Annotated in this window: 18 protein-coding genes; 7 read left to right on the top strand and 11 right to left on the bottom strand. The window is 64.8% G+C overall.

Annotated features, from left to right (window positions below; all coding sequences use genetic code 11):
- The first annotated feature begins 457 nt into the window (after window positions 1–457).
- Window positions 458–3,046 carry an MMPL family transporter gene (locus QA649_RS31725; protein ID WP_145831297.1) on the top strand — a complete coding sequence of 863 codons (2,589 nt, stop codon included), beginning with the start codon at window positions 458–460 and terminating at the stop codon, window positions 3,044–3,046.
- On the opposite strand, the gene QA649_RS31720 is transcribed toward QA649_RS31725, so the two are convergent.
- Complete coding sequence (locus tag QA649_RS31720; protein ID WP_283020648.1) at window positions 3,014–3,688, bottom strand: DUF2147 domain-containing protein; 675 nt, start codon at window positions 3,686–3,688, stop codon at window positions 3,014–3,016. The genes QA649_RS31725 and QA649_RS31720 overlap by 33 nt on opposite strands.
- A 143-nt stretch (window positions 3,689–3,831) precedes the next feature.
- Between QA649_RS31720 and hpnO the strand changes: the two genes are divergently transcribed.
- Both hpnO and QA649_RS31710 read left to right on the top strand, forming a co-directional pair.
- The gene (gene hpnO, locus QA649_RS31715) at window positions 3,832–5,223 is read left to right on the top strand and encodes an aminobacteriohopanetriol synthase HpnO (RefSeq protein WP_283020647.1); all 1,392 of its coding nucleotides are present in this window, start codon (window positions 3,832–3,834) and stop codon (window positions 5,221–5,223) included.
- A 115-nt stretch (window positions 5,224–5,338) separates the two neighbouring features.
- The gene (locus QA649_RS31710; protein ID WP_283020646.1) at window positions 5,339–5,743 is read left to right on the top strand and encodes a GFA family protein; all 405 of its coding nucleotides are present in this window, start codon (window positions 5,339–5,341) and stop codon (window positions 5,741–5,743) included.
- Window positions 5,744–5,760: 17 nt separating this feature from the next.
- Here the strand turns inward: QA649_RS31710 and QA649_RS31705 are convergent, their stop codons facing one another.
- The 6 genes from QA649_RS31705 to QA649_RS31680 form a co-directional block, all read right to left on the bottom strand.
- A complete protein-coding gene (locus QA649_RS31705) occupies window positions 5,761–6,528 on the bottom strand; it encodes an anti-sigma factor (RefSeq protein ID WP_283020645.1) in 768 nt (255 codons plus the stop codon).
- Window positions 6,525–7,073, bottom strand: a complete 549-nt coding sequence (locus tag QA649_RS31700) for a sigma-70 family RNA polymerase sigma factor (protein WP_283020644.1) — start codon at window positions 7,071–7,073, stop codon at window positions 6,525–6,527. The genes QA649_RS31705 and QA649_RS31700 overlap by 4 nt, the downstream gene beginning before the upstream one ends.
- Window positions 7,074–7,182: 109 nt before the next feature.
- The gene (locus tag QA649_RS31695; protein WP_283020643.1) at window positions 7,183–7,518 is read right to left on the bottom strand and encodes a cupredoxin family copper-binding protein; all 336 of its coding nucleotides are present in this window, start codon (window positions 7,516–7,518) and stop codon (window positions 7,183–7,185) included.
- Window positions 7,519–7,537: 19 nt separating this feature from the next.
- On the bottom strand, window positions 7,538–8,482 hold the full coding sequence (locus QA649_RS31690) for a metallophosphoesterase (RefSeq protein WP_283020642.1): 945 nt from the start codon (window positions 8,480–8,482) through the stop codon (window positions 7,538–7,540).
- Window positions 8,483–8,718: 236 nt separating this feature from the next.
- A complete protein-coding gene (locus tag QA649_RS31685) occupies window positions 8,719–9,597 on the bottom strand; it encodes an alpha/beta hydrolase (RefSeq protein ID WP_283020641.1) in 879 nt (292 codons plus the stop codon).
- Window positions 9,598–9,608: 11 nt separating this feature from the next.
- Window positions 9,609–11,228 carry a GMC family oxidoreductase N-terminal domain-containing protein gene (locus QA649_RS31680; RefSeq protein WP_283020640.1) on the bottom strand — a complete coding sequence of 540 codons (1,620 nt, stop codon included), beginning with the start codon at window positions 11,226–11,228 and terminating at the stop codon, window positions 9,609–9,611.
- Between the two features lie 176 nt (window positions 11,229–11,404).
- Between QA649_RS31680 and QA649_RS31675 the strand changes: the two genes are divergently transcribed.
- On the top strand, window positions 11,405–12,577 hold the full coding sequence (locus tag QA649_RS31675) for a M20 aminoacylase family protein (protein ID WP_283020639.1): 1,173 nt from the start codon (window positions 11,405–11,407) through the stop codon (window positions 12,575–12,577).
- A 73-nt stretch (window positions 12,578–12,650) separates the two neighbouring features.
- Here QA649_RS31675 and QA649_RS31670 read toward each other — a convergent pair whose 3' ends face one another.
- The 3 genes from QA649_RS31670 to QA649_RS31660 all read right to left on the bottom strand — a co-directional run bounded on the left by QA649_RS31670 (window position 12,651) and on the right by QA649_RS31660 (window position 17,053).
- On the bottom strand, window positions 12,651–14,279 hold the full coding sequence (locus QA649_RS31670; RefSeq protein WP_283020638.1) for an inorganic phosphate transporter: 1,629 nt from the start codon (window positions 14,277–14,279) through the stop codon (window positions 12,651–12,653).
- Between the two features lie 96 nt (window positions 14,280–14,375).
- Window positions 14,376–15,818 carry a UdgX family uracil-DNA binding protein gene (locus QA649_RS31665; RefSeq protein ID WP_283020637.1) on the bottom strand — a complete coding sequence of 481 codons (1,443 nt, stop codon included), beginning with the start codon at window positions 15,816–15,818 and terminating at the stop codon, window positions 14,376–14,378.
- Window positions 15,818–17,053 carry a putative DNA modification/repair radical SAM protein gene (locus QA649_RS31660; protein WP_283020636.1) on the bottom strand — a complete coding sequence of 412 codons (1,236 nt, stop codon included), beginning with the start codon at window positions 17,051–17,053 and terminating at the stop codon, window positions 15,818–15,820. The genes QA649_RS31665 and QA649_RS31660 overlap by 1 nt, the downstream gene beginning before the upstream one ends.
- Window positions 17,054–17,214: 161 nt before the next feature.
- Between QA649_RS31660 and QA649_RS31655 the strand changes: the two genes are divergently transcribed.
- From QA649_RS31655 to QA649_RS31645, 3 genes are read left to right on the top strand one after another with little or no spacing between them, the layout of a single operon-like run.
- On the top strand, window positions 17,215–18,021 hold the full coding sequence (locus tag QA649_RS31655) for a DNA repair protein (RefSeq protein ID WP_283020635.1): 807 nt from the start codon (window positions 17,215–17,217) through the stop codon (window positions 18,019–18,021).
- Window positions 17,918–19,513, top strand: a complete 1,596-nt coding sequence (locus tag QA649_RS31650; RefSeq protein ID WP_283020634.1) for a DNA polymerase Y family protein — start codon at window positions 17,918–17,920, stop codon at window positions 19,511–19,513. Before QA649_RS31655 ends, QA649_RS31650 begins: the two co-directional genes overlap by 104 nt.
- A complete protein-coding gene (locus QA649_RS31645; RefSeq protein ID WP_283020633.1) occupies window positions 19,510–22,986 on the top strand; it encodes an error-prone DNA polymerase in 3,477 nt (1,158 codons plus the stop codon). Before QA649_RS31650 ends, QA649_RS31645 begins: the two co-directional genes overlap by 4 nt.
- Window positions 22,987–23,240: 254 nt before the next feature.
- On the opposite strand, the gene QA649_RS31640 is transcribed toward QA649_RS31645, so the two are convergent.
- Window positions 23,241–24,011, bottom strand: coding sequence for an SDR family oxidoreductase (locus QA649_RS31640; protein WP_283020632.1), 771 nt, complete (start codon window positions 24,009–24,011; stop codon window positions 23,241–23,243).
- Window positions 24,012–24,145: the final 134 nt, after the last annotated feature.

Here is a 24,145-nt window from a genome sequence, read left to right as displayed (position 1 = left end):
CGCCCATCACGCAAGTTGCACCAATCCGCTTCCTTGTCCCCAGCGGCACCCAAACCTGACCAATGGGTTGCAATAAACGCACCATTGGCCTCGCGCACACGGTAACCGCCCACCCCAGCTGGGCCCGGCGCATGGAGGCACAGCACTTTGTGTCAAAAAATCGGCAGAAAGGAAAGCTCAGATGAAACCATAGTTCCCCGCCGGCTGGGTTTTGCGGTAGCATAGTATAGGAAGTGCCGTGAGCAAAATGGCGACATTTGTGCTCACCCCTTCGTCACTTTCCCGCCTCAACTGCACGGCTATACCGACCGCCCCGCATGATTTTGCCACGGTCTTCCGCCGTTTACCTCGAACCTTCTTGCGGCGAGAACCACTCAAAACAGCAATAGGTTTCGCCCGGGAACTCCGATAAACAGCGGGCGTTTCCGGCAAGCTGTTAACCGCAGAAAGAAAAGAAGTGCTGCAAAGCGTAGTCGTTGCCATCGTCAGGGCCTGCACCCGGCTTGCCTCCCTCGTCGTCGTTCTTGGGCTCCTGCTGTCGGTGGCCGCGGGCTATTACGCTGCGCGCCATTTCGCCATCAACACCGACATCAATTCGCTGATTGCCAAAAATCTCGACTGGCGGCAGCGCGACCAGCAGTTCGACCGCGCCTTCGACCGCGATGCGACGATTCTGGCGGTCGTCGAGGCCAGGACGCCGGAGATGGCGACCGCCGCGGCGGATGCGCTCTACGCGAAGCTGAAAGACGACAAGACCAATTTCGTGTCGATGCAGCAGCTCGGCACCGGCGAGTTCTTCGAGCGGAATGGCCTGTTGTTCTTGCCGACCGAAGAGGTTGCCAAGGCGACCAGTCAATTCGAATCCGCAGCGCCCCTGATCGAGATCATGGCGGGCGATCCCTCGATCCGCGGCCTGACCGGCGCGCTCGAGACCGGGCTTGCCGGCGTCAAGCGGGGGCAGGTGAAGCTCGACGGCACCGCGCGGCCCTTCAACCAGATCGCGCAGACCGTCGAGACCGTGCTCAACAAGGGCAATGCGAGCTTCTCCTGGCGCGAACTGGTCAGCGACGAGCCGCTGTCGGATTCGGACAAGCGGGCCTTCATCGAGTTCAAGCCGATCCTCGACTACAACGCGCTGGAGCCCGGCAAGGACGCCACCGACGCAATCCGCAAGGCGGCCGCCGATCTCGATTTCCCGACCAAATTCCAGGCGCGGGTGCGCCTGACCGGTCCGGTCCCGATTGCGAACGAGGAATACGCGACCGTTCAGGAAGGCGCCGTCGTCAACGGCGTCGGCACCGTTCTCGTCGTGCTGCTGATCCTGTGGCTGGCGCTGCATTCGGCGAAGATCATCTTCGCCGTGTTCGTCAATCTCTTCGTCGGCCTCGCGATCACGACGGCAGCCGGCCTGATGATGGTCGGATCATTCAATCTGCTGTCGATCGCGTTCGCGGTGCTGTTCGTCGGCCTCGGCGTCGATTTCGGCATCCAGTACAGCGTCCGCTATCGCTCGGAGCGCTACAAGCACAACGACCTCTCCGGTGCGCTGGTGCTGGCTGCGAAACGCTCGGCGGTGCCGCTGTCGCTCGCGGCGATGGCGACCGCGGCCGGCTTCCTTTGCTTCATGCCGACTGACTACCAGGGCATCGCGGAGCTGGGACAGATCGCCGGCGTCGGCATGCTGGTGGCCTTCCTCTCCTCGATCACCGTTCTGCCGGCGCTGCTGAAGCTTCTGAACCCGCCCGGCGAGATGGAGCCGGTCGGCTACGCCTTCCTGGCGCCACTCGACCACTTCCTGGAGAAGCATCGCGTCCTGGTCGTCGGGGGCACGCTGCTGCTCGCGCTCGCCGGCCTGCCGCTGCTCTACTTCATGAAGTTCGACTTCAACCCGATGAACCTGCGCAATCCGCACGCCGAGTCGATCGCGACCTTCCTCGACCTGCGCAAGGATCCCAACACCGGCGCCAATGCCATCAACGTGATGACCACGTCGGAGGAGCAGGCAAGACAGGTCCAGGCGAAGCTGGAGAAGGTGCCCGAGGTGCTCCGGGTGATGTCGCTCGACAGCTTCGTGCCGCAGGACCAGCAGCCGAAGCTGAAGCTGATCGCGCAGGGCGCCAAGGTGCTGAACCCCGCGCTCAATCCTGATCAGATCGATGCGGCGCCGACGGACCAGGAGAACGTGGAATCGCTGAAATCGTCGGTCGACAATCTGCGCCGGACCGCCGGTGACGCGAAGGGCCCGGGCGCGGTCGCCTCGCGCCGGCTCGCCGATGCGCTCGAGAAGCTCGCCAATGGCGACGAGGCTACGCGCAACAAGGCCCAGGACGTCTTCGTCACGCCGATGAAGATCGTGTTCGACCAGCTCAGGAACGCGTTGCAGGCAGGCCCCGTCACCTTGAGCTCACTGCCGCCCGATCTCGTCAGCGCCTGGAAGAGCAAGGACGGCATCATCCGCGTCGAGGCGCTGCCCAAGGGCGATCCCAACGACAACGACACGCTGCGCAAATTTGCGGCGGCGGTGCTCAAGGCCGAGCCGACCGCGATCGGCGGGCCGGTCTCGATCCTGAAGTCCGGCGATACCGTGGTGAAGGCGTTCATCCACGCCGGCATCTACGCGCTGCTCGTGATCGGCCTCTTGCTGTGGATCACGCTGCGCCGGTTCGTGGACGTGCTGATGACGCTGGTGCCGCTTCTGGTTGCCGGCGCTGTGACGCTCGAAATCTGCGTGTTGATCGGTCTGCCGCTCAACTTCGCCAACATCGTCGCGTTCCCGCTGCTGCTCGGCGTCGGCGTCGCGTTCAAGATCTATTATGTCGTGGCCTGGCGCTCCGGCAGAACAAACCTGCTTCAGACCAGCCTGACGCGCGCGATCTTCTTCAGCGCGCTGACGACGGCGACCGCGTTCGGCAGCCTGTGGCTGTCGAGCCATCCCGGCACGTCGAGCATGGGCAAGCTGCTGGCGCTCTCGCTGGTGACGACGCTCGCCGCGGTGCTGCTGTTCCAGCCGGCCCTAATGGGCAAGCCCCGCAATGTCAGGGAGTAGGCAGATGTCGCCGACGGGATCGGCGGCGCCCTTCTGACCGGGCTTGGTCGCGGCGGTCTTCGCGGCCGGCGCAGACGCTGTGGCGCCCGTCGTGGCTTGGGGGGGCTGGGCTGCTTGTTGCGCTGCCTGTTGTGCTCCCTGTTGTGTTCCCTGGGCTTTCGGCGCCGCGCCGGCGGACTTCGGCGCGCCCTTGGCCATGGCATTGGCGGGGCTCAAGGGGATCGGCGGCCCGACTCGGGTCCAGGTCTCGCCACCACAGAGGAAGCCCATCACGCAGCCCTTGATTTCGAGCTGGTCGGTGCCGACAGGTGTGATGGTCGCACTGTAGGTCTGGCCGTCTTGCGCGTTATAGACCTGTCCTTCCCACTGATCGGCGCCGGGCTTCTTCTTCATGTCGATCAGGGTCGGCATGCCGAGCGTCGGCCTGTTCTTTTTCGAGACATCCGGGTTGTTCTCGTCGCGGCCGCCGGGCTTCTTTTCCCAGGAAACCGCGCCCCACATGCTGCCATTGCACTGGGCGACGCGGATGTTGGCGACGCCGTCGGCGACCCGCCAGTCGCCGGTGGGATCGGCGGCGAGGGCCGGGGTCAGGCAGGCGTAACCGCCAGCCAGTATAATTCCGGTGTAAAGGGCCAAACGCATGAGTGTTCCTTGGCAGTGCAACATGATCTAAAAGCTGTGCTTGCGAAGATGGTCCGAAAAAGGGCAAAAGGCCGCACAGACCGTTTACAGTAACGGTCCGTTTTCCAGTTGACGAGACGGCCCTCAACCGAAGTATGTAGCGGATGCACAGTCCAAATCCAGACATGTCTCAGCTGTTCGCGGACCGGCAGGCCCAGCGCAGCGCCCTGCATAATCGGTATCTGAACGAGCAATTCGTCCGGGTCCTGAAGACCATCGGCTACGATGTCGGCTTTCAGAAGGGGCAGGGGCAGTACCTCTACGACCGCGAGGGTGCGCGCTACCTAGACCTGTTGTCCGGCTTTGGCGTGTTTGCGATCGGGCGCAATCATCCGGTCATGCGCGAGGCGCTCAAGAGCGTGCTCGATGCCGACCTGCCCAACCTCGTCCAGTTCGACGTCTCGACGCTCGCCGGCGTGCTGGCCGAGCGCCTGCTGAAATACGTCCCCTATCTCGACAAGGTGTTCTTTGCCAATTCCGGCGCGGAATGCGTCGAGGCCGCGATCAAGTTCGCGCGGGGGGCGACGGGGCGCCCCGGCATCGTCTATTGCGCCCACGGCTACCACGGCCTGACCTATGGCGCGCTGTCGCTGACCGGTGATTCGAACTTCCGCACCGGTTTCGAGCCGCTGTTGCCGGGCTGCACCCCGGTCCCGTTCAACGATCTGGCCGCGCTCGAAAAGGCGCTGGCCTCGCGCGAGGTTGCCGCCTTCGTCGTGGAGCCGATCCAGGGCAAGGGCGTCAACATGCCCAGCGATGAGTTCCTGCCCGGCGCCGCCGCGCTCTGCAAGAAATACGGCACGCTGTTCGTCGCCGACGAGATCCAGACCGGCATGGGCCGCACCGGCCGCTTCCTCGCGGTCGAGCACTGGAACGTCGAGCCCGACATGGTGCTGCTGTCGAAATCGCTCTCGGGCGGCCACGTGCCGGTTGGCGCGGTGCTGACGCGCAAGAGCATCTTCGACAAGATCTTCAATCAGATGGACCGCGCGGTCGTGCACGGCTCCACCTTCTCCAAGAACGACCTCGCCATGGCCGCGGGCATCGCCACGCTCGACGTGATGGAATCGGAGAAGCTCATCGATGCGGCCGCCAAGCGCGGCGCCGAGCTGCGCCTGGCGCTGACGCGCATGGTGCCCGGCTACGAGCTGCTGAAGGAAGTCCGTGGCAAGGGCCTGATGATCGGCATCGAGTTCGGCCCGCCGAAATCGCTGCGCCTGCGGGCTTCGTGGAACGTGCTGGAGACCGCCAACAAGGGCCTGTTCTGCCAGCTCATCACCGTGCCGCTGTTCAAGGATCACAAGATCCTCACGCAAGTCGCCGGCCACGGCAGCCACACCATCAAGCTGCTGCCGCCGCTCACCATCACCGAGGAAGACTGCAGCTGGATCGAGAAGGCGTTCGACGACGTCATTGCCGGCAGCCACAAGGTCCCCGGTGCGATCTGGTCGCTCGGCAAGACGCTCGTGGACAACGCGGTGCGGCGGTCGGCCTGAGGCTCCGCCGCGGCCTGATGTCGCGACATGCGACCTGCTGAAGCAGCCCGCCTCCTGAAACTCCAAATCGGCCCTTACCTTCCCGGCATTGACCTGACCGGGAGAGGAGTGAGCCATGCCTGTGACTGGCGGCTGTCATTGCGGTGCGATTCGCTATGAAGTGAGCGGCGACACGATGGTGCACGCACTCTGCCATTGCGTCGATTGCCGCCGCCATTCCGGGGCACCGATGGTCGGCTGGGCGATGTATTCGCTCGACGCAGTCAAGGTCGTCCGCGGACAGCCCAAGATCTATCATTCCTCCGAGCATGGACGCCGGCACTTCTGCGCCGATTGTGGCACGGGGCTGTTCTACATCAACGAGAACCTGATGCCTGGCGTCATCGACATCCAGAGCGGCACCTACGACGACCCCGACGCCGTTCCGGCGACGATGCACATCCAGGTCGCCGAGCGGATCGGCTGGATGGAGCGCGCCCACGAACTGCCCGTGTTCGAGCGGTTTCCTCCGCTCGAATGATGGCGTGAGCAGACGCGCTACCCCTCCACATTCGCCTTCATCGCCGCCTCGAACTTGTCGACGAACTCGGCGAGCTCGTCGGCGCCGAGATCGCTGACGGCCCAGAAGTTCAGGCCGCGGCCGCCCCAGCGGCGGCAGTTGAAGCCTTGCATGGTCTGGGTCTTCGGCGGCCGGTGCTCGGTGCTCGCGGTTTGCGACACGAACAAATTGATCACGTGTTGCCGGCGCCGGTAGACCACGGCGCCGATGGCGCGGGCGTCGATATAGTCGAGCCGGCCGCCGACCAGCGTAAAACCTTGCGCGGTGAGGTCGATCACGGGCGGGGCGACGTCGAGCTTGCCGTTGAACCAGGGCTTGACGGTGTGCTGGTCGGTCGAGACCACGTCGGTGAGGTGGCCGGCCTGGAGCGAGCGCAGATGCGCGGATACGACCTCCGACAGGATGCGCTGCTGGTCATCCTGGCGCAGCACCACGGCGACGACGCCGGAGGCGGCGAGCGCGGAGACCGCCGAGCCCATCGCAAAGCCGCGCAGCACGGAGCGGCGGCTCGGTTGCAGGCGCTGCGGCTGCGGCAGCGCCGCCTCGATGCGGGCGCGCAAGTCCGCCGGCGCGGTGTAGCGCAGATCGGTATCGGCGAGCACGCGTCGCATCTCGCGCTGCGCGGCAAGCTCGGCGGCGCAGTTCGGACAGCTCGCGATATGAGCTTCGACCTCGCGCGCGTGGCCGGCGTCGAGCTCGTTGTCGAGCAGCGCGTGAAGCAGGATCCTTGCTTCGTCGCAGGTCATTTCGCTTGCTCCTCTTCCGCCGTCCAGGCCGCCCGCAACATGGCGCGGGCGCGGGCGAGGCGGGACATCACGGTGCCGACGGGGACGCCGACGGCCTCGGCGATTTCACGATAGGACAGGTTGTTGATCTCACGCAGCACGAAGGTTTCCTTGAATGGCTCGGCGAGTGCGTCGATCAGCTTGCGGATCGCGCCGGCATCGCGGCTGCGCAGTACTTCGGTCTCGGGGCTCGCCTCGGTCTCCTGCCAGAGCGGCGTCTGCTCGGCGGCGCCGGGCGTGTCCTCGATCGCGCTGGGCCGGTGCGCGCGGCGCGCGTATTCTGCGTTGCAGACATTGCGCAGGATCGCGAACAGCCAGGGCTTCATCGCCGGCCCGCGGTAGCTGTCAAAATGCTTCAGGGCGCGCAGATAGCATTCCTGCACCGCGTCCTCGGCGTCGGAGGCATCGCGCAGCAGGTAGCGTGCGAGCGTGTAGACGTCGTCGAGATAGGGTAGCGCCGCCTCGCGGAAGCGCCGTGCCTTCTGCATATCGTCGGTGGCGGGCATCGCTCCTCGCTTTGCCTCTGCGTCTTCTCTTGCCGTGACTGAGGGCACACGAGCCCGGCCGGCGTGGGACCACCGGCCGGGCAGGACGTTGATGCCTTGGTTGAAGACGTTACTCAACCTTGATCATCCCCGTCATGTGCGGGTGCAACGAACAAAAATATTTGTAGTCGCCCGCGTTGGTGAAGGTGAAGGAGAACTTGTCGTCGGTGTCCAAGGTCTTGGACCGGAATTTGCCGGCGGACACGATGGTGTGCGGAATGTCGTCCCGGTTGGTCCAGGTCACGGTGGTGCCGGCCTTGATCCTGAGCTCGGCCGGCTGGAACACGAAATTGTCGATGTGCACGTCCATGTCGTCGGCGCGGGCTTTTGTTGCGGGCAACAGGATGGCCGCGGCCAGAGCGAGACCGAGGTCGACACCGAAGTCGCGGCGATTGAGTGTCTTCATTGTCAGCTTCCGTTCAGCCTTAGCCCTGCAGCGGCGTGTCGATGATCGCGAGCCGCTGCTCGTTCTGCTTGAAGTTGATGCTGGCGACGCCGAGCATGGAGCGGAGCCGTGCGTCCTCGACCTTCATCGGGCCGGGCGAGGGCGCGGCTCCCGGCGCCGGCTGCGGGAAGGCGGTCGAGCGCGCGGTGTGGAAGGTGACGTTGCCCTCGACCTTCTGCATCACCTGGTGGATGTGCCCGTTCAGCACGGTGACCGAGCCGAAACCCTTGACGTATTCCAGTGCGCGGTCGCCGTCCTCGGTGCCCCAGCCCCATTCGGGATAGACGGTCCAGAGCGGGATGTGGGCGAACAGCACGATCGGCGTCGATTTCGACTTGCCGCGCAGATCGTCCTCGAGCCAGGCGAGCTGCTCGGCGCCGAGATTGCCGAGACCGCCGGCCTTGAGGTCGACGACGTTGACGAGGCCGACGAAGTGCACGCCGCCGGCGTCGAACGAATACCAGCCGTGTCCCTTGGTGCCGCGACCGTAGCGCTCGCGATAGAGTTTCACCTCCTCATCGATGAAGTCGTGCTCGCCGGGGACGTAGTGCACGTCGAGCTTGGTCTGCGAGATGATGCGCTCGGCATTGTCGAACTCGGCGGCTTTCGACAGATGCGTGATGTCGCCGGTGTGGATCATGAACGCCGGCTTTGCCGGCATCGCGTTGATCTTGTTCACGGCCTCCTCCAGCGTGCCGAGCGCGTTGGGATTGGCCGGCTTGTCGAAGCCGACATGGCTGTCGCTGATCTGGAGGAAGCTCATGCCGGGCGCGGCCGCAGTCGCGGCCTCCGCGGAATCGATGATACCGAGCGAGCGCGGCACGCCGCCCGTGACGGTCCAGAGCACCCCGGTGCCGGCCCAGGTCATGCACTCGAGCACCTTGCGTCGGCTGACGCCGTCGTCCCCGTGATCGTGTCCGCTCATCGCATCTCTCCACGCTGCCCGGAATTGGGCTACGGGGAGGTGATTGGGGGAGCGGGGGACTTATTCCCGGATGCGATGACGATTTCGTGAGGGCAGAGTCTCGTGGCCCGGACGCGGTGCAGCGTGTAACGCTGCTCCGCAGAGCCGGGACCGAGAAAGCCGCACGGTATGCGGGGAGATGGGCCCCGGCTCAGCAGCGCACCACTGCGTGCTGCGCTGCGTCCGGGGCACGAGACCTATTTCGCGAACTCTTTCACGGCTTCCACCACCGCCGCCGGCACTTCCTGCGCCACACAGTGTCCGGCGTCTTCAAAGACCAGCGTGCTGACCCGCGGAATCAGCGACGCAGCGCGCTGCGCCATCTCCTTGTAGATCGGCCCCGACTTCGCGGCGGTCGTGATGCGCACGGGGCAATCGATCTCAGTGAGCGAGGCAAACGGATTGCCGCGGGCATCGCCAACGTAAACCTGCGTCATCGCCTCGTAGATCGGACGCAGCATCGCGAACTCAATCTCGGGCGTGCAGGAAAGTCGTACACGGCCATCATCGAGGGGCACGAAGCCGTGTTGCACATAGGCGCGCAGCGAGGCCTCTGTCCAATCCGCAAATGCCGGTGCCGCGCGGTAGCGGTTGAAGACGGCATCGGGGCTGTCGAATTCTGCCTGACGGCGCAGCGCGCCTTGCACGCGGGACAGGGAGTCTTCGTCCAATCCGCCGGAGCGTGCCGCGCGCGGGTCCATGATGGTCGGCTCCATCACGAACAGGCGTGTGAAACGCCCGGGCAATAGCGTTGCCGCCAGCAGAAGATCGGTCGCGCCGGCGCTGTGGCCGATGCCGTAGATGTCGCGCAGCCCGAGCGCATCGATGACCCGACAGACGTCATCGGCAAAGTCCAGGAAGTGGTAGGCTCCAGGCTTGTGGCTAGCGCCGTGGCCGCGGCGATCGAGTGCATAGACGGTATAGGTCGATGCAAGCTCGTGCGCGACCTCGTCCCAGACATCGGCGACGAAACCGGTGCCGTGCACGAGCAGAGCAGGCGGTTTCGCGCTCTCGCCCCATTGCAACACGGCGATCTCTGCGCCGGCGGGGCCGACTGAAAAGCGCTGGCTGACCATGGGGACGGATGCTACTTCGCATCCTCCAGGATCATGGTCGCGCCTTTCTCCGCAATCATCGCCGTCGGCGTGTTGGTGTTGCCCGAGGTGATGGTCGGCATGATCGAGGCATCGACGATGCGCAAATTGCCAAGGCCGTAGAAGCGCAGGCGTTCATCGACCACGGCCATCGGATCGTTCGCCGTGCCCATCTTCGCCGTGCCGACGGGGTGGAAGATGGTGGTGCCGATATCGCCGGCGGCCTTTGCCAGGGAGGCGTCGTCGTCGCCGACGGAGGGGCCGGGCAGATATTCGCTCGGGCGATATTTTGCGAGCGCCTTCTGTTGCATGAGGCGACGCGTGGTGCGGATGGCGTCGGCGCCGACCTGGCGGTCGTCGTCCGTCGAGAGATAATTCGGTGCGATGATCGGCTTCTCGTCCGGGCTCGCCGAACGCAGCCGCACGGTGCCGCGCGAGGTCGGCTGCAGATTGCAGGCGCTGACCGTGACGGCGGGGAAGCGGTGCAGGGGATCGCCGAACTTGTCGAGCGACAATGGCTGCACGTGGAACTGGATGTTGGCACGGGCGCGCGTCGCATCGGAGCGCGTGAAGATGCCGAGCTGCGACGGCGCCATGGTGAGGGGACCGCGGCGGCGGAAGGCGTAGTCCAGCCCCATCAGGCCGCGGCGGAACAGATTGTAATAGGTCTCGTTCAGCGTGCGTACGCCTTCGACCTTGTAGATCGCGCGCTGCTGCAGATGATCCTGCAGATTGCGTCCCACGCCCGGCTTGTCCATGACGATGTCGATGCCGAGCGGCGACAGCCAGTCGGCAGGGCCGATGCCGGAGCGATGCAGCACCTGCACCGAGCCGATGGAGCCTGCCGAGAGCACCACCTCGCGTCTCGCGCGCGCCTCGATGATCTCGCCGTTCTGGATGAAGCGCACGCCGACGGCGCGGCCCTGCTCGATGATGAGACGGTCGACCAGCACGTGCTTCTCGAGCCGCAAATTGGGGCGGTTCAGCGCGGGCTTGAGGAAGCCGCGCGCCGAGGACCAGCGCCGTCCGCGCTTCTGGTTGACGTGGAAATAGCTGGTGCCTTCGTTGTCGCCGGTGTTGAAATCCGGGATGCGCTTGATGCCCATTTCTTCTGCGGCGTCCCCGACGGCATCGAGAACGGCCCAGGACAGCCGCGGCGCCTCGATGCGCCAGCCGCCGCCGGCGCCGTGATGTTCGCTTGCACCGAGGAAGTGGTCTTCCAGCCGCTTGAACAGTGGGAGAACGTCATCATAGCCCCAGCCGGTCATGCCGAGCTGACGCCAGTGATCGTAGTCGGCGGCCTGGCCGCGCATCGAGATCATGGCGTTGATCGCCGAGCAGCCGCCGATCACCTTGCCGCGGGGATAGGCCAGCGCGCGGCCGTTCAGGCCCGGTTCGGCCTCGGTCTTGAACATCCAGTCCGAGCGCGGATTGCCGATCGCGAAGAGGTAGCCGACGGGAATGTGGAACCAGATCCAGTTGTCGTCGCCGCCCGCTTCAAGAATCAGCACCCGGTTGCGGGAATCTGCCGAGAGCCGGTTGGCGATGACGCAGCCGGCCGTGCCAGCTCCGACGACAATGTAGTCAAATTCACCTTCAAGCCGTCTCGGCATTCTGCTTCCACCCGGATGGTCACTTTAACGTTCCGTCCTAATAGGCAGACCCGCCGGACCGGGACAAGCCCGGCCATGTCTGTTCGTCAGGGCCAGACCCCGATCCCGGGGAGTTGGGTGGACTGACGCTTGCATGGTAGACAGTCCTGTATTCCTAACAAAGCTTGAGATCCTCCATGCCCATCGTGAACCGTGTCGCCGACCTTCAACCCGATATTCAGGCCTGGCGCCGGGACATCCACCAGCATCCCGAACTGCTGTATGACGTCCACCGCACCGCAGCATTCGTGGCGGACCGGCTACGCGAATTCGGCTGCGACGAGGTCGTGACCGGCCTCGGCCAGACCGGGGTGGTCGGCGTGATCAAGGGCAGCAAGCCGGCCGGCGAGGGGCTCAAGGTGATCGGCCTGCGCGCCGACATGGATGCGCTGCCGGTCGAGGAGCAGACCAACCTGCCTTACGCCTCGAAGAACCCGGGCAAGATGCACGCCTGTGGCCATGACGGCCACACCGCGATGCTGCTCGGGGCGGCCCGCTATCTCGCCGAGACCCGCAACTTCGCCGGCGATGCGATCGTGATCTTCCAGCCCGCCGAGGAGGGCGGCGCCGGCGGCGCGGCCATGGTCAAGGACGGCCTGATGGAACGCTTCGGCATCGAGCAGGTCTACGGCATGCACAACGGCCCGGGCATTCCGGTCGGCTCGTTCGCGATCCGGCCGGGCCCGATCATGGCGGCGACCGACGAGGTCGACATCATGATCGAGGGCCTCGGCGGTCATGCCGCGCGTCCGCATAAATGCATCGATTCCGTGCTGGTCGGTGCGCAGGTGATCACGGCGCTGCAGTCGATCGTGGCGCGCAGCGTCGATCCGCTGGAATCGGCCGTGATCTCGATCTGCGAATTCCACGCCGGCAACGCCCGCAACGTCATTCCACAGACGGCGACACTGCGGGGCACCATTCGGACGCTGTCGCCGGAGATACGCAAGCTGGTCGAGAAGCGCGTGCACGAGGTGGTGGCGGGCGTGGCGCAGATCACCGGCGCCAAGATCGACCTGCACTACAAGCGCAATTATCCCGTCGTGAACAACCACGCCGCGGAGACCGAGGTGGCGCGGCACATTGCCAAGCAAGTCGCGGGCGATGCCAACGTGCACGAGATGCCGCCGCTGATGGGCGGCGAGGATTTCGCCTACATGCTGGAAGCGCGCCCCGGCGCCTTCATCTTCTGCGGCAACGGCGACAGCGCCGGCCTGCATCACCCCGCCTACAATTTCAACGACGAGGCGATCGTGTTCGGCACGTCCTACTGGGTGAAGCTGGTCGAGGAACAGCTCGCGGCGTCGTAAGGCCGATTTCTTCGCACAAACGAAAAGGGCCCGTGCATCGCACGGGCCCTTTGTTCTTGAGTGATGCGGTGGCTCAGAAGATCCGCGAGAAGATCACGTAGAGCGTGGCCGACAGCATGATCGCGCAGGGCAGCGTCAGCACCCAGGCCATCAGCAGGTTGCGGATCGTCGACCATTGCAGGCCCGAACCGTTCGCGGCCATGGTCCCCGCGACGCCCGAGGACAGCACGTGGGTGGTCGAGACCGGCAGGCCGAACACGTCGGCGGCACCGATCGTGGCGGCGGCCACGAGCTCGGCCGAGGCGCCCTGCGCATAGGTGAGATGGGACTTGCCGATCTTCTCACCGACCGTGATCACGATGCGCTTCCAGCCGATCATGGTGCCGAGGCCGAGCGCGATGGCGACCGCGATCTTCACCCAGTTCGGGATGAACTTCGTGGCGGCATCGAGCGAGCCCTTGTAGGCGTTGAGGGTCGCGATCTCCTCCTTGTTGAGATCGTTCTCCTTGTCCTTCATCAGGAAGCGGATCGCTTCCGACGTCATGTACATGTCGTTGCGGGTGTTGCCGACGGCTTCCGCCGGGACCTTATTCAGCGAACCGTACTTGGCAACCTGGTCGCCGACGTCCTTCACCAGCACGGCGAGCGAGGGATAGGTGCCCTCGTTGATGTGGCGCAGCGTGATGTACTGCGTCACCGCCGGGCGGGGATCGCCGATGATGCTGTGGCCGGCGCCTTTCGCCGAGATCACTTTCGAGGCGGCTTCCGAGGTCTTCTGGAACTGGGCGACCTGGGATTCCGGCAGCGCGCGGTTGAGTGCGTAGGCGGTCGGCACGGTGCCGATCAGGATCAGCATGATCAGGCCCATGCCCTTCTGGCCGTCGTTCGAGCCGTGCGCGAAGCTGACGCCGGTGCAGGTGGCGATCAGCAGCCCGCGGATCCAGAGCGGCGGGGCCTTGTTGCCCTCGGGCGCAGAGTACAGGGCCGGGTTGCGCACGATGAACTTGAGCAGCAGCAGCAGCACGGCGGCGCAGATGAAGCCGAACAGCGGCGACAGCAGCAGCGCGTAGCCGATCTCGGTGGCCTTGGTCCAATCCACGCCCGAGGTGCCGTCGCGGCCGCGCATGACGGCGTTGGCGATGCCGACGCCGATGATCGAGCCGATCAGCGTGTGCGAGGAGGAGGCGGGCAGGCCGAAGAACCAGGTGCCGAGATTCCACAGGATCGCCGCGATCAGCAGCGCGAACACCATGGCGAAGCCGGCGCTGGAGCCGACCTGGAGGATCAGCTCGACCGGCAGCAGCGAGACGATGCCGAAAGCGACGGCGCCGGAGGACAGGAGCACGCCGAGGAAGTTGAAGAAGCCCGACCACATCACGGCGACTTCGGCCGGCAGCGAATGGGTGTAGATCACGGTCGCCACCGCGTTGGCGGTGTCGTGGAAGCCGTTGACGAATTCGAAGCCGAGCGCGATCAGCAGCGCGACGAACAACAGGATGTAGGGCAGGAAGGTCGTGACCCGCGTGCCGGTCGCGTTGACGTCGATATAGATGCTGTAGGCGACGAACAGCAGGCCCGCGGCGAGGATGCCGAAGAACAGGATCATCGTCAGCGGATTGAAGCCCTTGTCGAGATTTGGCCGCGAGGCCGGCTGGATCGGCGCGGGATCAGCTACCGCGCGGTCGAATGCTACATCGGTCATGTGGACGCCCCTTAACTTTCAGGTAAGGGTATTGTCCGCGATGGATTTGAAGCCTGGATGACAAGCGCTGGTTGAAAAGCGTTTTCCCGCCAGTATTTAGGCGGCGCGCGCGGATTTCCTCTGCAGGCTGGCGGCGATCTTCAGGTCTTCGACAAAGCGCTGATATTCCAGCACCTTGGCCTCCGGATCGGGCAGCCGCAGCAGATAGGACGGGTGCACCGTCACCAGCGCCTTGCGGCCATCGGGAAGGTCGATCAGCCGGCCGCGGTTCTTGCCGATAGGCGTGATCTTGCCGAACACGCTCTGCGCGGCGGTCGCGCCCATCGCGACGATGAGATCGGGCTGGATTGCCGAAACTTCCCGCTCATACCATTGCCGGCACGCCCGGATCTCCGGCGTATTCGGCTTCTGGTGCAGCCGGATCTTTCCGCGCGGCACGAATTTGAAGTGCTTCACGGCGTTGGTGACATAGACCTTCTTGCGGTCGACGCCGGCCTCCTCCAGCGCACGATCGAGCATCTGGCCGGCCGGGCCGACGAAGGGGTGGCCGGCGAGGTCTTCCTTGTCGCCGGGCTGCTCGCCGACCAGCATGATGTTGGCGTTCTTCGGGCCCTCGCCGAACACGGTCTGCGTCGCGTCCTTGTAGAGATGGCAGGCGCGGCAATGGGCGGCTTCCTCGCGGAGCGCTTCGAGATCGTCGGCAGTAGTCTTGCGTGTCATCGGAGCCTCCGGCCGCTTCTGAGGCTTGTGCGGATCGGTTGCGGCATTGGCGATCATGGCGCCGGTCATGCGCTCGGCGTCCTCGATCAAGGGCTTAATGATCGAAGCCTCGGGCAGGTTCCTCCAGTATTTCTTGGGCATCTCGGCCTGCATCGCCTTCACCTTGAGCCGGGCCGGATTGAAGATGCTGGCATAATAGGGGCGCCAGGTTTCCTCCAGCCGGTCTTCGCCGGGCGCTTCGCTCTTGCTGACACCTGATGTGAATGAGAGCGCGTGGCCATCCCAATGCGCGCAAAGATTTGGCGTCAGGATCGACCAGGGCATGTCGGCAAAGCGCTTGGCGAAGAACGGGGCTGCGAGCTCGACGATGTGATGCTCCGGTTCGAACCAGGCGACGTAATGTGCTGCGCGTTCACGGCCGATCTCGCGGAAGCGCACGAAGGCATGCATCTTGTGCTCGTCGCGATGGACGGCTCTTGCCATCGCCGTGACCTGCGCGACGTCAGGATCGGTGGCGACCTCGATGAGGTCGTGGTTGTCCTTCAGCCGGAACAGCACGCGATAGAGGATGGCAAAGCGTTGGGGATCGCGATGCAGGATCGCGGCCTTCGCCAGCTCGACGAATTTTGCCGATACGTTGAAGGTGCCGTCGTTCACCTCAAGGATCGGAGACGGCGCGGGCGGTGCAAACAACTCCGCTTCGCCGCCCCGCACGGCCCAGGTGATATCGCGCGGCTCCACATGATGAAGCACGAGCGTACGCGCGGCTTGGCGCCAGCCGTCGAAATCGGTTTCGGTGTCGAGGGTGATGTACTGCATCAGAAGCCAAATCCCAGTTGCGTTGCTTTCGGCTTGAACCGCTCGATCAGCCCGGCAGCGTCGAGCCGATGCGGTGACGGACGGTGATCGCTGAGGACGATGAAGGGCAGCGCCTTGGTGCGGGGCACATGCAGCCGCGCGAGATCGGCGAGGCGGATGGTGGTGGTGCGCCGTGCCGCGATGATACGCTCTACGGCCTTGGTGCCGAAGCCCGGCACGCGCAGCAGCTCCTCGCGGCTGGCGCGGTTGACGTCGAGCGGGAAGCGATCGCGATGGCGCAGCGCCCAGGCGAGTTTTGGATCGATGTCCAGCGGCAGCATGGCGCTGTCGTCGACGATCTCGCCGACGTCAAAACCGTAGAACCGCATCAGCCAGTCGGCCTGGTAGAGCCGGTGCTCGCGCAGCAGCGGTGGCTGCACCAGAGGCAGCGCGCGGCTCGCGTCGGGGATCGGGCTGAAGGCGGAGTAGTAGACGCGCCTCAATTTGTATGAGCTGTAGAGATTGGCGCTGGTGTGGAGAATGGTGTGATCGGAGGCGCTATCGGCACCGACGATCATCTGCGTGCTCTGTCCTGCCGGCGCGAAGCGCTGCGGTTTTGCCTTCGTCTTCGCGCTGCGATCTTCCTCGGCTTCGTCGAGCTTCAGCCGCAGCCGGCCCATGGTGCGGCGGATCGCGCGGACGTCCTTCTCGGGCGCGAATTGCTTAAGGCTCGTCTCCTGCGGCATCTCGATATTGATGGAGAGACGGTCGGCATATTTGCCGGCTTCCGCGATCAGGCCGTCGTCGGCCTCGGGAATGGTCTTGAGGTGGATATAGCCGCGGAAGTGATGCTCCTCGCGCAGCTTTCGCGCGACGCTGACCACCTGCTCCATGGTGTAGTCGGGACTGCGGATGATGCCGGAAGAGAGGAACAGGCCCTCGATGTAATTGCGCCGGTAGAAGTCGAGCGTCAGCTTGACCACCTCCTCGATGGTGAAGCGGGCGCGCGGCACGTTGGAGGAGGCGCGGTTGACGCAATAGAGGCAATCGTAATTGCAGGCGTTGGTCAGCAGCACCTTGAGCAAGGAGATGCAGCGTCCGTCCGGCGCGTAGGAATGGCAGATGCCCATGCCGGGCGCGGTCGAGCCCATGCCCTTGCCGTCGCTGGAATCCCGCTTCTCGGTGCCGCTGGAGGCGCAGGACGCGTCGTATTTGGCGGCATCCGCCAGAATCTCCAGCTTGCGTTGTACGTCCATCCTGGAATCCCTTTGATTCAGCTCATGAATCCCTGGCCCGCCAATTCGATTGACTCTTCGGCCGCCGTTAGCTTTATATTAGAACATATCATGAACAAATGAGCCAGCCGTTGGTTCTTCTTTTGAAGACCACGGCATCAAATTCCTGAGGAGCGGCGAGCATGAGCGGCGCCCGTAAAAGCGCGCTTGCGACCTTGCGCGGCCAGATCGAGCGCATCGAGACGGCGGAGGTCGTGCATCAGCAAGACCGCGTCGCGCTCGGCCACGGCGAAATCGATCGCGCGTTGAAGGGCGGGCTCGCGCGCGCGGCGATCCATGAGGTGTTTTGCGAAGGGCGCCAGGGCGCGGCCGCGACCGGCTTCGTCATGGGGCTTGCCGGGCGTGTCTCGGCGCGCCGGCCGCTGCTGTGGGTGCGGCAGGATTTTTCGGAGATTGAAACCGGCGCGCTGTCGATGAGCGGGCTATCCGAGCTCGGCCTCGATCCGCGCCGCGTGGTGATGGTGCGCGCCGCCGATGTCGAGAGCGCGCTGCGCACCTCGGCCGATGCGCTCGCCTGCGATGCGCTCGGCGCCGTCGTGCTCGAGCTCTGGGGCGATGTCAGGCAGTTCGATCTCGTGGCGAGCCGCAAGCTGACGCTGGCTGCGCAAGGCTCGGGCGTCACCGGTCTGATGCTGCGCATGGCCGCGCAGCCGCTGCCTTCGACCGCGGAGACGCGATGGATGCTGCGCGCGGCGCATTCGCCGCCGGGCTCAGCTTCAATGCCTGCGGCGCCTTGGAGCGCCTGGGGCGCGCCGCGCTTCGATGCCGAGCTCTTGCGCAATCGTCATGGCCCGTGCGGCCGGTGGATCATGGAATGGAATTGTGATGAGTGCCAGTTCAGTGAACCCTCGACGTATTCTCAGCCTGTGGCTGCCGCGCTTGCCCATCGACCGGATTCAGCGGTTCTTCAACAACGCCGGGCTGGGTAAGGCCAATCATGAGCCGAGCATTGTCGTCATCAAGGAGAACAATGCGCTGGTGATCCATGCGGTCGACGAAACCGCCGAGCGTCTCGGCCTGTACATCGGCCAGCCCCTGGCCAATGCGCGGGCGATGTGTCCGGATCTGAAAGTGTTCGACGCCGATGTCGTGGCCGATGCCAAGACGCTCAGCGACATCGCCGACTGGTGCGACCGCTTCACGCCGCTGGTGGCGCTCGATCCGCCGCACGGGCTGTTTCTCGATATCACCGGTTGCGCGCATCTGTTCGGCGGCGAGGCGGCCCTGTTGCAGACGCTGGTTCGCGCCCTCGCACGTCAGGGCTTTGCCGTCAGCGCGGCGATCGCCGGCACGTCGGTCTGCGCGCGCACGCTGACGCGGCAGGCGACAGGCACCATCGTGGCCGATGGCGGGGAGGCGGAGGCGATCAGTCCATTTCCAGTCTCAGCGCTCGGCGCGGGCGAGGCCATCGCCACCGGCCTGCGCCGCGCCGGGCTGAAGACCATCGGCGATGTCGCCTCGCGCAACCCCTCCGAGATCACGGCACGGTTCGGTGCGCGGTTTTCGACCCTGCTCGCGCATGCGCTGGGGCAGGGCGATGCGCCGATCAATCCGCGCAAGCCGCTGCCCGACTACATCGTCGAGAAGCGCTTTGCCGAGCCGATCGCGACCGACACGATGATTGCGATGACGCTGTCGCGGCTTGCGGACACGTTGATCGCGTCCATGGAGAAGCAGGGCAAGGGCGCGCGGCGGCTGGAAGCCGCCTTCTTCCGCACCGACGGCGTGGTGCGCGCGATCATGGTCGAGACCGGGCGTCCCGTGACGCGTAGCGCGGTGGTCGACCGCCTGTTCCGCGAGCGCCTCGATGCGCTCGCCGATCCGCTCGATCCCGGTTTCGGCTTCGACATGGTGCGGCTGTCGGCGAGCCGCACCGAGATCGTTGTGCAGGAGCAGCGCGACCTCGACGCCCATGTCCACGACAATGACGAGCTCGCCGCTTTGATCGACCGCATCGCCGCGCGCATCGGGGGAAAACGCGTCGTCGTGCACCTGCCGCAGGACACCCATATCCCCGAAAGCGCGGTGCTGGCCGCGCCTGCGCAGCATCATCTCACGTCTGCCATGCAGGCCGAATGGCCTGTTCGCACCGAGAGCGAGCCGCCGCTGCGCCCGTTGCGGTTGTTCGACAAGCCGGAGCCGATCAAGGTGCCGTTCGCGACCGTGCCTGATGGCCCGCCGCATCAATTCACCTGGCGCCGTGCGCTGCACGCGGTGGTGCGGGTGGAAGGGCCCGAGCGCATCGCCATGGAATGGTGGCGGCAGGACGGCAAGCAGCTGACGCGGGACTATTTCCGCATCGAGGATGCCGAGGGCCTGCGCTTCTGGATCTTTCGCGACGGTCTCTACGAGGGGGAGGTATTCGACGGCGACGGCAAGCCCGCGTCTCCCGGCTGGTATGTTCACGGTCTCTTCGCATGAATACGCCCGCCTATGCCGAGATCGGCATCACCACGAATTTCTCCTTCCTGCGCGGCGGCTCGGATCCGCGCGCCTATGTGCATCAGGCGAGCATTCTGGGCCTCCCCGCGATCGGCATTGCCGATCACAACACGCTCGCCGGTGTGGTGCGGGCCTACAAGGAACTCGACAATGACAAGGTGCTGCACAAGCCGAAGCTTTTGATCGGCGCCCGCATCGTCTTCATCGACGGTACGCCCGACATCCTGGTCTATCCGCGCGATCGTGCGGCCTATGGCCGGCTGTGTCAGCTCCTGACCCGGGGCAAGCGCGGCGACGACATCACGCGGATCGAGAAGGGCGAGTGTCATCTGAGGTTTGCCGATCTCCTGGAGTTTTCGCAAGGCCAGCTCCTGGTGTTGGCGCTGCCCCATCGTTTCGAGCCGGCGCAGGCTTTGGATATCCTCGCAAAACTTAAAGACACCCGCGCCGAGGGCGTGTGGCTGGCGGCGAGCCTGATCTATCGCGGTGACGACCGGCGGCGCCTCTCGCGGCTCGACGATCTGGCGGCCAAAGCAAAGGTGCCGCTGCTCGCGACCAACGAGGTGCTCTATCACGATCCCGGCCGCCGTCCGCTGCAGGACGTGCTGACCTGCATCCGGGAGAAGACCACGATCGAGGCGGTCGGGCGGAAGCTCGAGGCCAATGCCGAGCGATTTTTGAAAACGCCACGCGAGATGTCGCGGCTGTTCCGCGATTTTCCCGACGCCATCGCGGAGACCATGCGCTTTGCGAACGCAATCGACTTCTCGCTCGACCAGCTCAAATACCAGTACCCGGACGAGCCGGTGCCGCCGGGCAAGACCGCGCAAGGACATCTGGAGGATCTCACCTGGGCAGGCGTGCAAAAGTATTTCGGCGGCGAGATCGACGACAAGCTGCGCGCCACCCTGAGGAAAGAGCTCGCGCTCATCGCCGAGCTGAAATACGCGCACTATTTCCTCACCGTGCACGACATCGTCCACTACGCGCGCAGCCAGAACATCCTGTGCCAGGGGCGCGGCTCGGCGGCGAACTCAGCCGTCTGTTACGTGCTCGGCATCACCTCGGTCGACCCGACCAAGGTCGACCTGCTGTTCGAGCGCTTCATCTCCAAGGAGCGGCTGGAGCCGCCCGACATCGACGTCGATTTCGAGCATTCGCGGCGCGAGGAGGTGATGCAATATGTCTATCGCCGCTATGGCCGCCACCGCGCCGCGATCATCGCCACCGTCATCCACTACCGCCCGCGCAGTGCCATCCGCGACGTCGGCAAGGCGCTCGGCCTCACCGAGGACGTCACCGCCGCGCTCGCCGACACCGTCTGGGGCAGCTGGGGCAAGGGCCTCAACGACATGCAGGTCAGGCAGGCCGGGCTCGATCCGCAAAACCCGATGATCAACCTCGCGGTCGAGCTTGCGACCGAATTGATCGAATTCCCGCGCCATCTCTCCCAGCATGTCGGCGGTTATGTGCTGACCCAGGACCGGCTCGACACCTATGTGCCGATCGGCAATGCCGCGATGGACGACCGCACCTTCATCGAATGGGACAAGGACGACGTCGATGCGCTTCATATGATGAAGGTCGACGTGCTCGCACTGGGTATGCTGACCTGCATCAGGAAATGTTTCGACTTGATCGACCAGCACAAGGGCAAACGTTATGTGCTGGCGAGTGTCCCGCAGGATGACCCCAGGGTTTACGACATGCTGTGCGCCGGGGAATCGCTCGGCGTGTTCCAGGTCGAGAGCCGCGCCCAGATGAACATGCTGCCGCGCCTGAAGCCGCGGACCTTCTACGATCTCGTCATCGAAGTTGCGATCGTGCGTCCCGGGCCGATCCAGGGCGACATGGTGCATCCTTACCTGCGGCGGCGGAACGGGCTCGAGAAGGTGAGCTATCCGTCTCCGTCGCCGGATCATGGCGACAAGGACGAGCTTTACAATGTGCTGCACAAGACGCTCGGCGTTCCGCTGTTCCAGGAGCAGGCGATGCGGATCGCGATCGAGGCCGCACATTTTACGTCCGAGGAAGCCAACGGCCTGCGCCGCTCGATGGCGACCTTCCGCAATGTCGGCACCATCGGTCAATACGAGGAGAAGCTGATCGGAAACATGGTGGCGCGCGGCTACGACCCCAACTTCGCCAGAAGCTGCTTTGACCAGATCAAGGGTTTTGGCTCCTACGGTTTTCCGGAGAGCCATGCCGCAAGCTTCGCGCAACTGGTCTACATTTCGTCGTGGCTGAAGTACTACCATCCCGACGCCTTCTGCTGCGGCCTCCTGAACTCGCAGCCGATGGGATTTTACGCCCCGGCGCAGATCGTCGGCGATGCCCGCAAGAATGGTGTCGAGGTCCGTGACATCGACGTGTCCTTCAGCTTTGCGCAGAACACGCTGGAGCAGGGAAGTGGCAAATACTGCGCCGTGCGCCTCGGCCTCCGCCAGATCGACGGCTTCCATTGGCTCGATGAGGATGAGGAGCGGCTGAAACGCTCCCAACTGTCATTCCGGGGCGCGCCGAAAGGCGCGAGCCCGGAATCCATCGAGCCGCATACGCCTTTCGGAATGGATTCTCAGATGCGCAATTGCGCATCAGAGCTCGTCGCTGACGCGACGCTCCAGAATGACAAGAGAGAAGACTGGGCCGACCGCATTATCGCGGCCCGCAACCGCCGTCCCTTCACCTCGCTGGAGGATTTCGCCCGCGACACCGGCCTGCCCAAGCGCGCGCTGATCCTGCTGGCCGATGCCGATGCATTCCGCTCGCTCGGGCTCGACCGCCGCGAGGCGCTGTGGCAGGTGCGGCGGCTGCCCGACGACGTGCCGCTGCCGCTGTTCGAGGCTGCGACCGCACGCGAGCAGCCGGACGAACACGCACAACCGCTGCCCGTGATGCCGCGCTCCGAGCAGGTGGTCGCGGACTACCAGACCATCCGGCTGTCGCTGAAGGGCCATCCGATGGAATTCTTGCGCGAGATGTTTACCCGCGAGCGCGTCGTCGCCTGCAAGGAGATCAGCCATGAGAACGAGCGGCGCCGCGTCCGCTGCGCCGGCGTGGTCCTGGTGCGGCAACGGCCGGGCAGCGCCAGCGGTGTCGTGTTCATGACGCTGGAGGACGAAACCGGCATCGCCAATGTCGTGGTCTGGCCAAAGATCATGGAGCAGTACCGCAAAGAGGTGATGGGCGCGCGCCTCATCGAGGTTCAGGGCTACATCCAGAGCAGCCCCGAAAAGGTGACGCATCTCATCGCCCAGCGCATGGTCGACCGCTCGCACGATCTGGTCGGCCTCGCCAACGATGCGCTCAGCAGCAGGCATCCGGTGCCGTCAGGTGCCACCGTGGTCGAGCCACTCAACGAGGACCCCCGCGCCCTCGCGGACATGCCCGCGCAAAAAATCCGCCACCCCCGCAACGTCCGCATCCTGCCGCCGTCGCGGGATTTTCATTGAGGTTTTGGCGCGGGATGCCGCCACGCCGTCATTGCGAGCGCAGCGAAGCAATCCAGACTGTCACCGCCGAAAGATCTGGATTGCCTCGCTGCGCTCGCAATGACGAGATTGTCGAGGCGATCGCGCGCCACACTCTCAGTCGTCATACCCCGCGAAAGCGGGGTATCCAGTACGCTGCGGCCTCTCGGCTCAATCACAGCCGCCTCTGGAATACTGGATCGCCCGGTCAAAGCCGGGCGATGACAGTGTACCCCTTAAAAATTCACCCGGTTCGAGATCGCGCCATCCACGACGAGATTGGACCCCGTCGTGAACCCCGACACCGGGCTCGCCAGAAACACCGCCGCGCTCGCGATCTCCTGCGGCGTCGCCATCCGGCCGGTCGGGTTGCGCTTCATCGCGTCGTTGTAACGCTCGGGCATGTTCTTCTCGACCATCTCCCAGACGCCGCCCTTGAAATAGACAGTGCCGGGCGACACGACGTTCACGCGGATATTCTTCTTCGCATACTGCCGCGCCAGTCCCTTGGCCATGTGGATCAGCGCGGCCTTGATCGGCCCGTAGGAGCTGGCCGTGTCCGCCTGCGCCGCGGAGATCGACGAGATGATCACGAAGGCCGCATCGCCGCTGCGGGCGCCGCTTGTCTCGAGGAAGGGCCGGGCGGCGTCGAACGCATGCACGGCGCCGAGCACGTCGAGCCGGAAATTCTGCTCCCAGGACGCGGGATCGCCGCCCTGCGCCATTGCGCCGGCATTGGAGAACAGCATGTCGATGCCGCCGAGCTCTTTTGCGGCACCCTCGATCCAGCTTTTCAGCGCCGCGCCGTCGGTCACATCGACCGGGCTGCCGGAGGCACGGATTCCGCTCGCCTTCAACTCCGCGACGGTTGCCGCGACCTGATCCGCATTGCGCGCGCAGACCGCGACGTTGGCTCCTTCACCGGCCAGCGTCGCCGCAATCGCCCGCCCGATGCCGCGCGTGCCGCCGAGGACGATAGCGTTCTTGCCTTTGAGACCGAGATCCATTGTTGGTTTTCCTTGTTGTTGGTGCAATGAGTGTAACTGTTTCAGAAGACCCGCAGAAGCCTCCACATCGTCATTGCGAGCGCAGCGAAGCAATCCAGAAATGCATCTGCGGAAACAGTCTGGATTGCTTCGTC

The organism is Bradyrhizobium sp. CB1717 (genome assembly GCF_029714325.1).
In the GTDB taxonomy this organism is placed as follows: Bacteria; Pseudomonadota; Alphaproteobacteria; order Rhizobiales; family Xanthobacteraceae; genus Bradyrhizobium.
This window is presented reverse-complemented; position numbering and strand designations above follow the sequence as displayed.

Excerpts from the sequence above, each read along its gene's own strand:
- QA649_RS31720 (WP_283020648.1), bottom strand. The coding sequence starts at position 3,688 with ATGCGTTTGGCCCTTTACACCGGAATTATACTGGCTGGCGGTTACGCC.
- hpnO (WP_283020647.1), top strand. The coding sequence starts at position 3,832 with ATGCACAGTCCAAATCCAGACATGTCTCAGCTGTTCGCGGACCGGCAG.
- QA649_RS31710 (WP_283020646.1), top strand. The coding sequence starts at position 5,339 with ATGCCTGTGACTGGCGGCTGTCATTGCGGTGCGATTCGCTATGAAGTG.
- QA649_RS31705 (WP_283020645.1), bottom strand. The coding sequence starts at position 6,528 with ATGACCTGCGACGAAGCAAGGATCCTGCTTCACGCGCTGCTCGACAAC.
- QA649_RS31700 (WP_283020644.1), bottom strand. The coding sequence starts at position 7,073 with ATGCCCGCCACCGACGATATGCAGAAGGCACGGCGCTTCCGCGAGGCG.
- QA649_RS31695 (WP_283020643.1), bottom strand. The coding sequence starts at position 7,518 with ATGAAGACACTCAATCGCCGCGACTTCGGTGTCGACCTCGGTCTCGCT.
- QA649_RS31690 (WP_283020642.1), bottom strand. The coding sequence starts at position 8,482 with ATGAGCGGACACGATCACGGGGACGACGGCGTCAGCCGACGCAAGGTG.
- QA649_RS31685 (WP_283020641.1), bottom strand. The coding sequence starts at position 9,597 with ATGGTCAGCCAGCGCTTTTCAGTCGGCCCCGCCGGCGCAGAGATCGCC.
- QA649_RS31680 (WP_283020640.1), bottom strand. The coding sequence starts at position 11,228 with ATGCCGAGACGGCTTGAAGGTGAATTTGACTACATTGTCGTCGGAGCT.
- QA649_RS31675 (WP_283020639.1), top strand. The coding sequence starts at position 11,405 with ATGCCCATCGTGAACCGTGTCGCCGACCTTCAACCCGATATTCAGGCC.
- QA649_RS31670 (WP_283020638.1), bottom strand. The coding sequence starts at position 14,279 with ATGACCGATGTAGCATTCGACCGCGCGGTAGCTGATCCCGCGCCGATC.
- QA649_RS31665 (WP_283020637.1), bottom strand. The coding sequence starts at position 15,818 with ATGCAGTACATCACCCTCGACACCGAAACCGATTTCGACGGCTGGCGC.
- QA649_RS31660 (WP_283020636.1), bottom strand. The coding sequence starts at position 17,053 with ATGGACGTACAACGCAAGCTGGAGATTCTGGCGGATGCCGCCAAATAC.
- QA649_RS31655 (WP_283020635.1), top strand. The coding sequence starts at position 17,215 with ATGAGCGGCGCCCGTAAAAGCGCGCTTGCGACCTTGCGCGGCCAGATC.
- QA649_RS31650 (WP_283020634.1), top strand. The coding sequence starts at position 17,918 with ATGAGTGCCAGTTCAGTGAACCCTCGACGTATTCTCAGCCTGTGGCTG.
- QA649_RS31645 (WP_283020633.1), top strand. The coding sequence starts at position 19,510 with ATGAATACGCCCGCCTATGCCGAGATCGGCATCACCACGAATTTCTCC.
- QA649_RS31640 (WP_283020632.1), bottom strand. The coding sequence starts at position 24,011 with ATGGATCTCGGTCTCAAAGGCAAGAACGCTATCGTCCTCGGCGGCACG.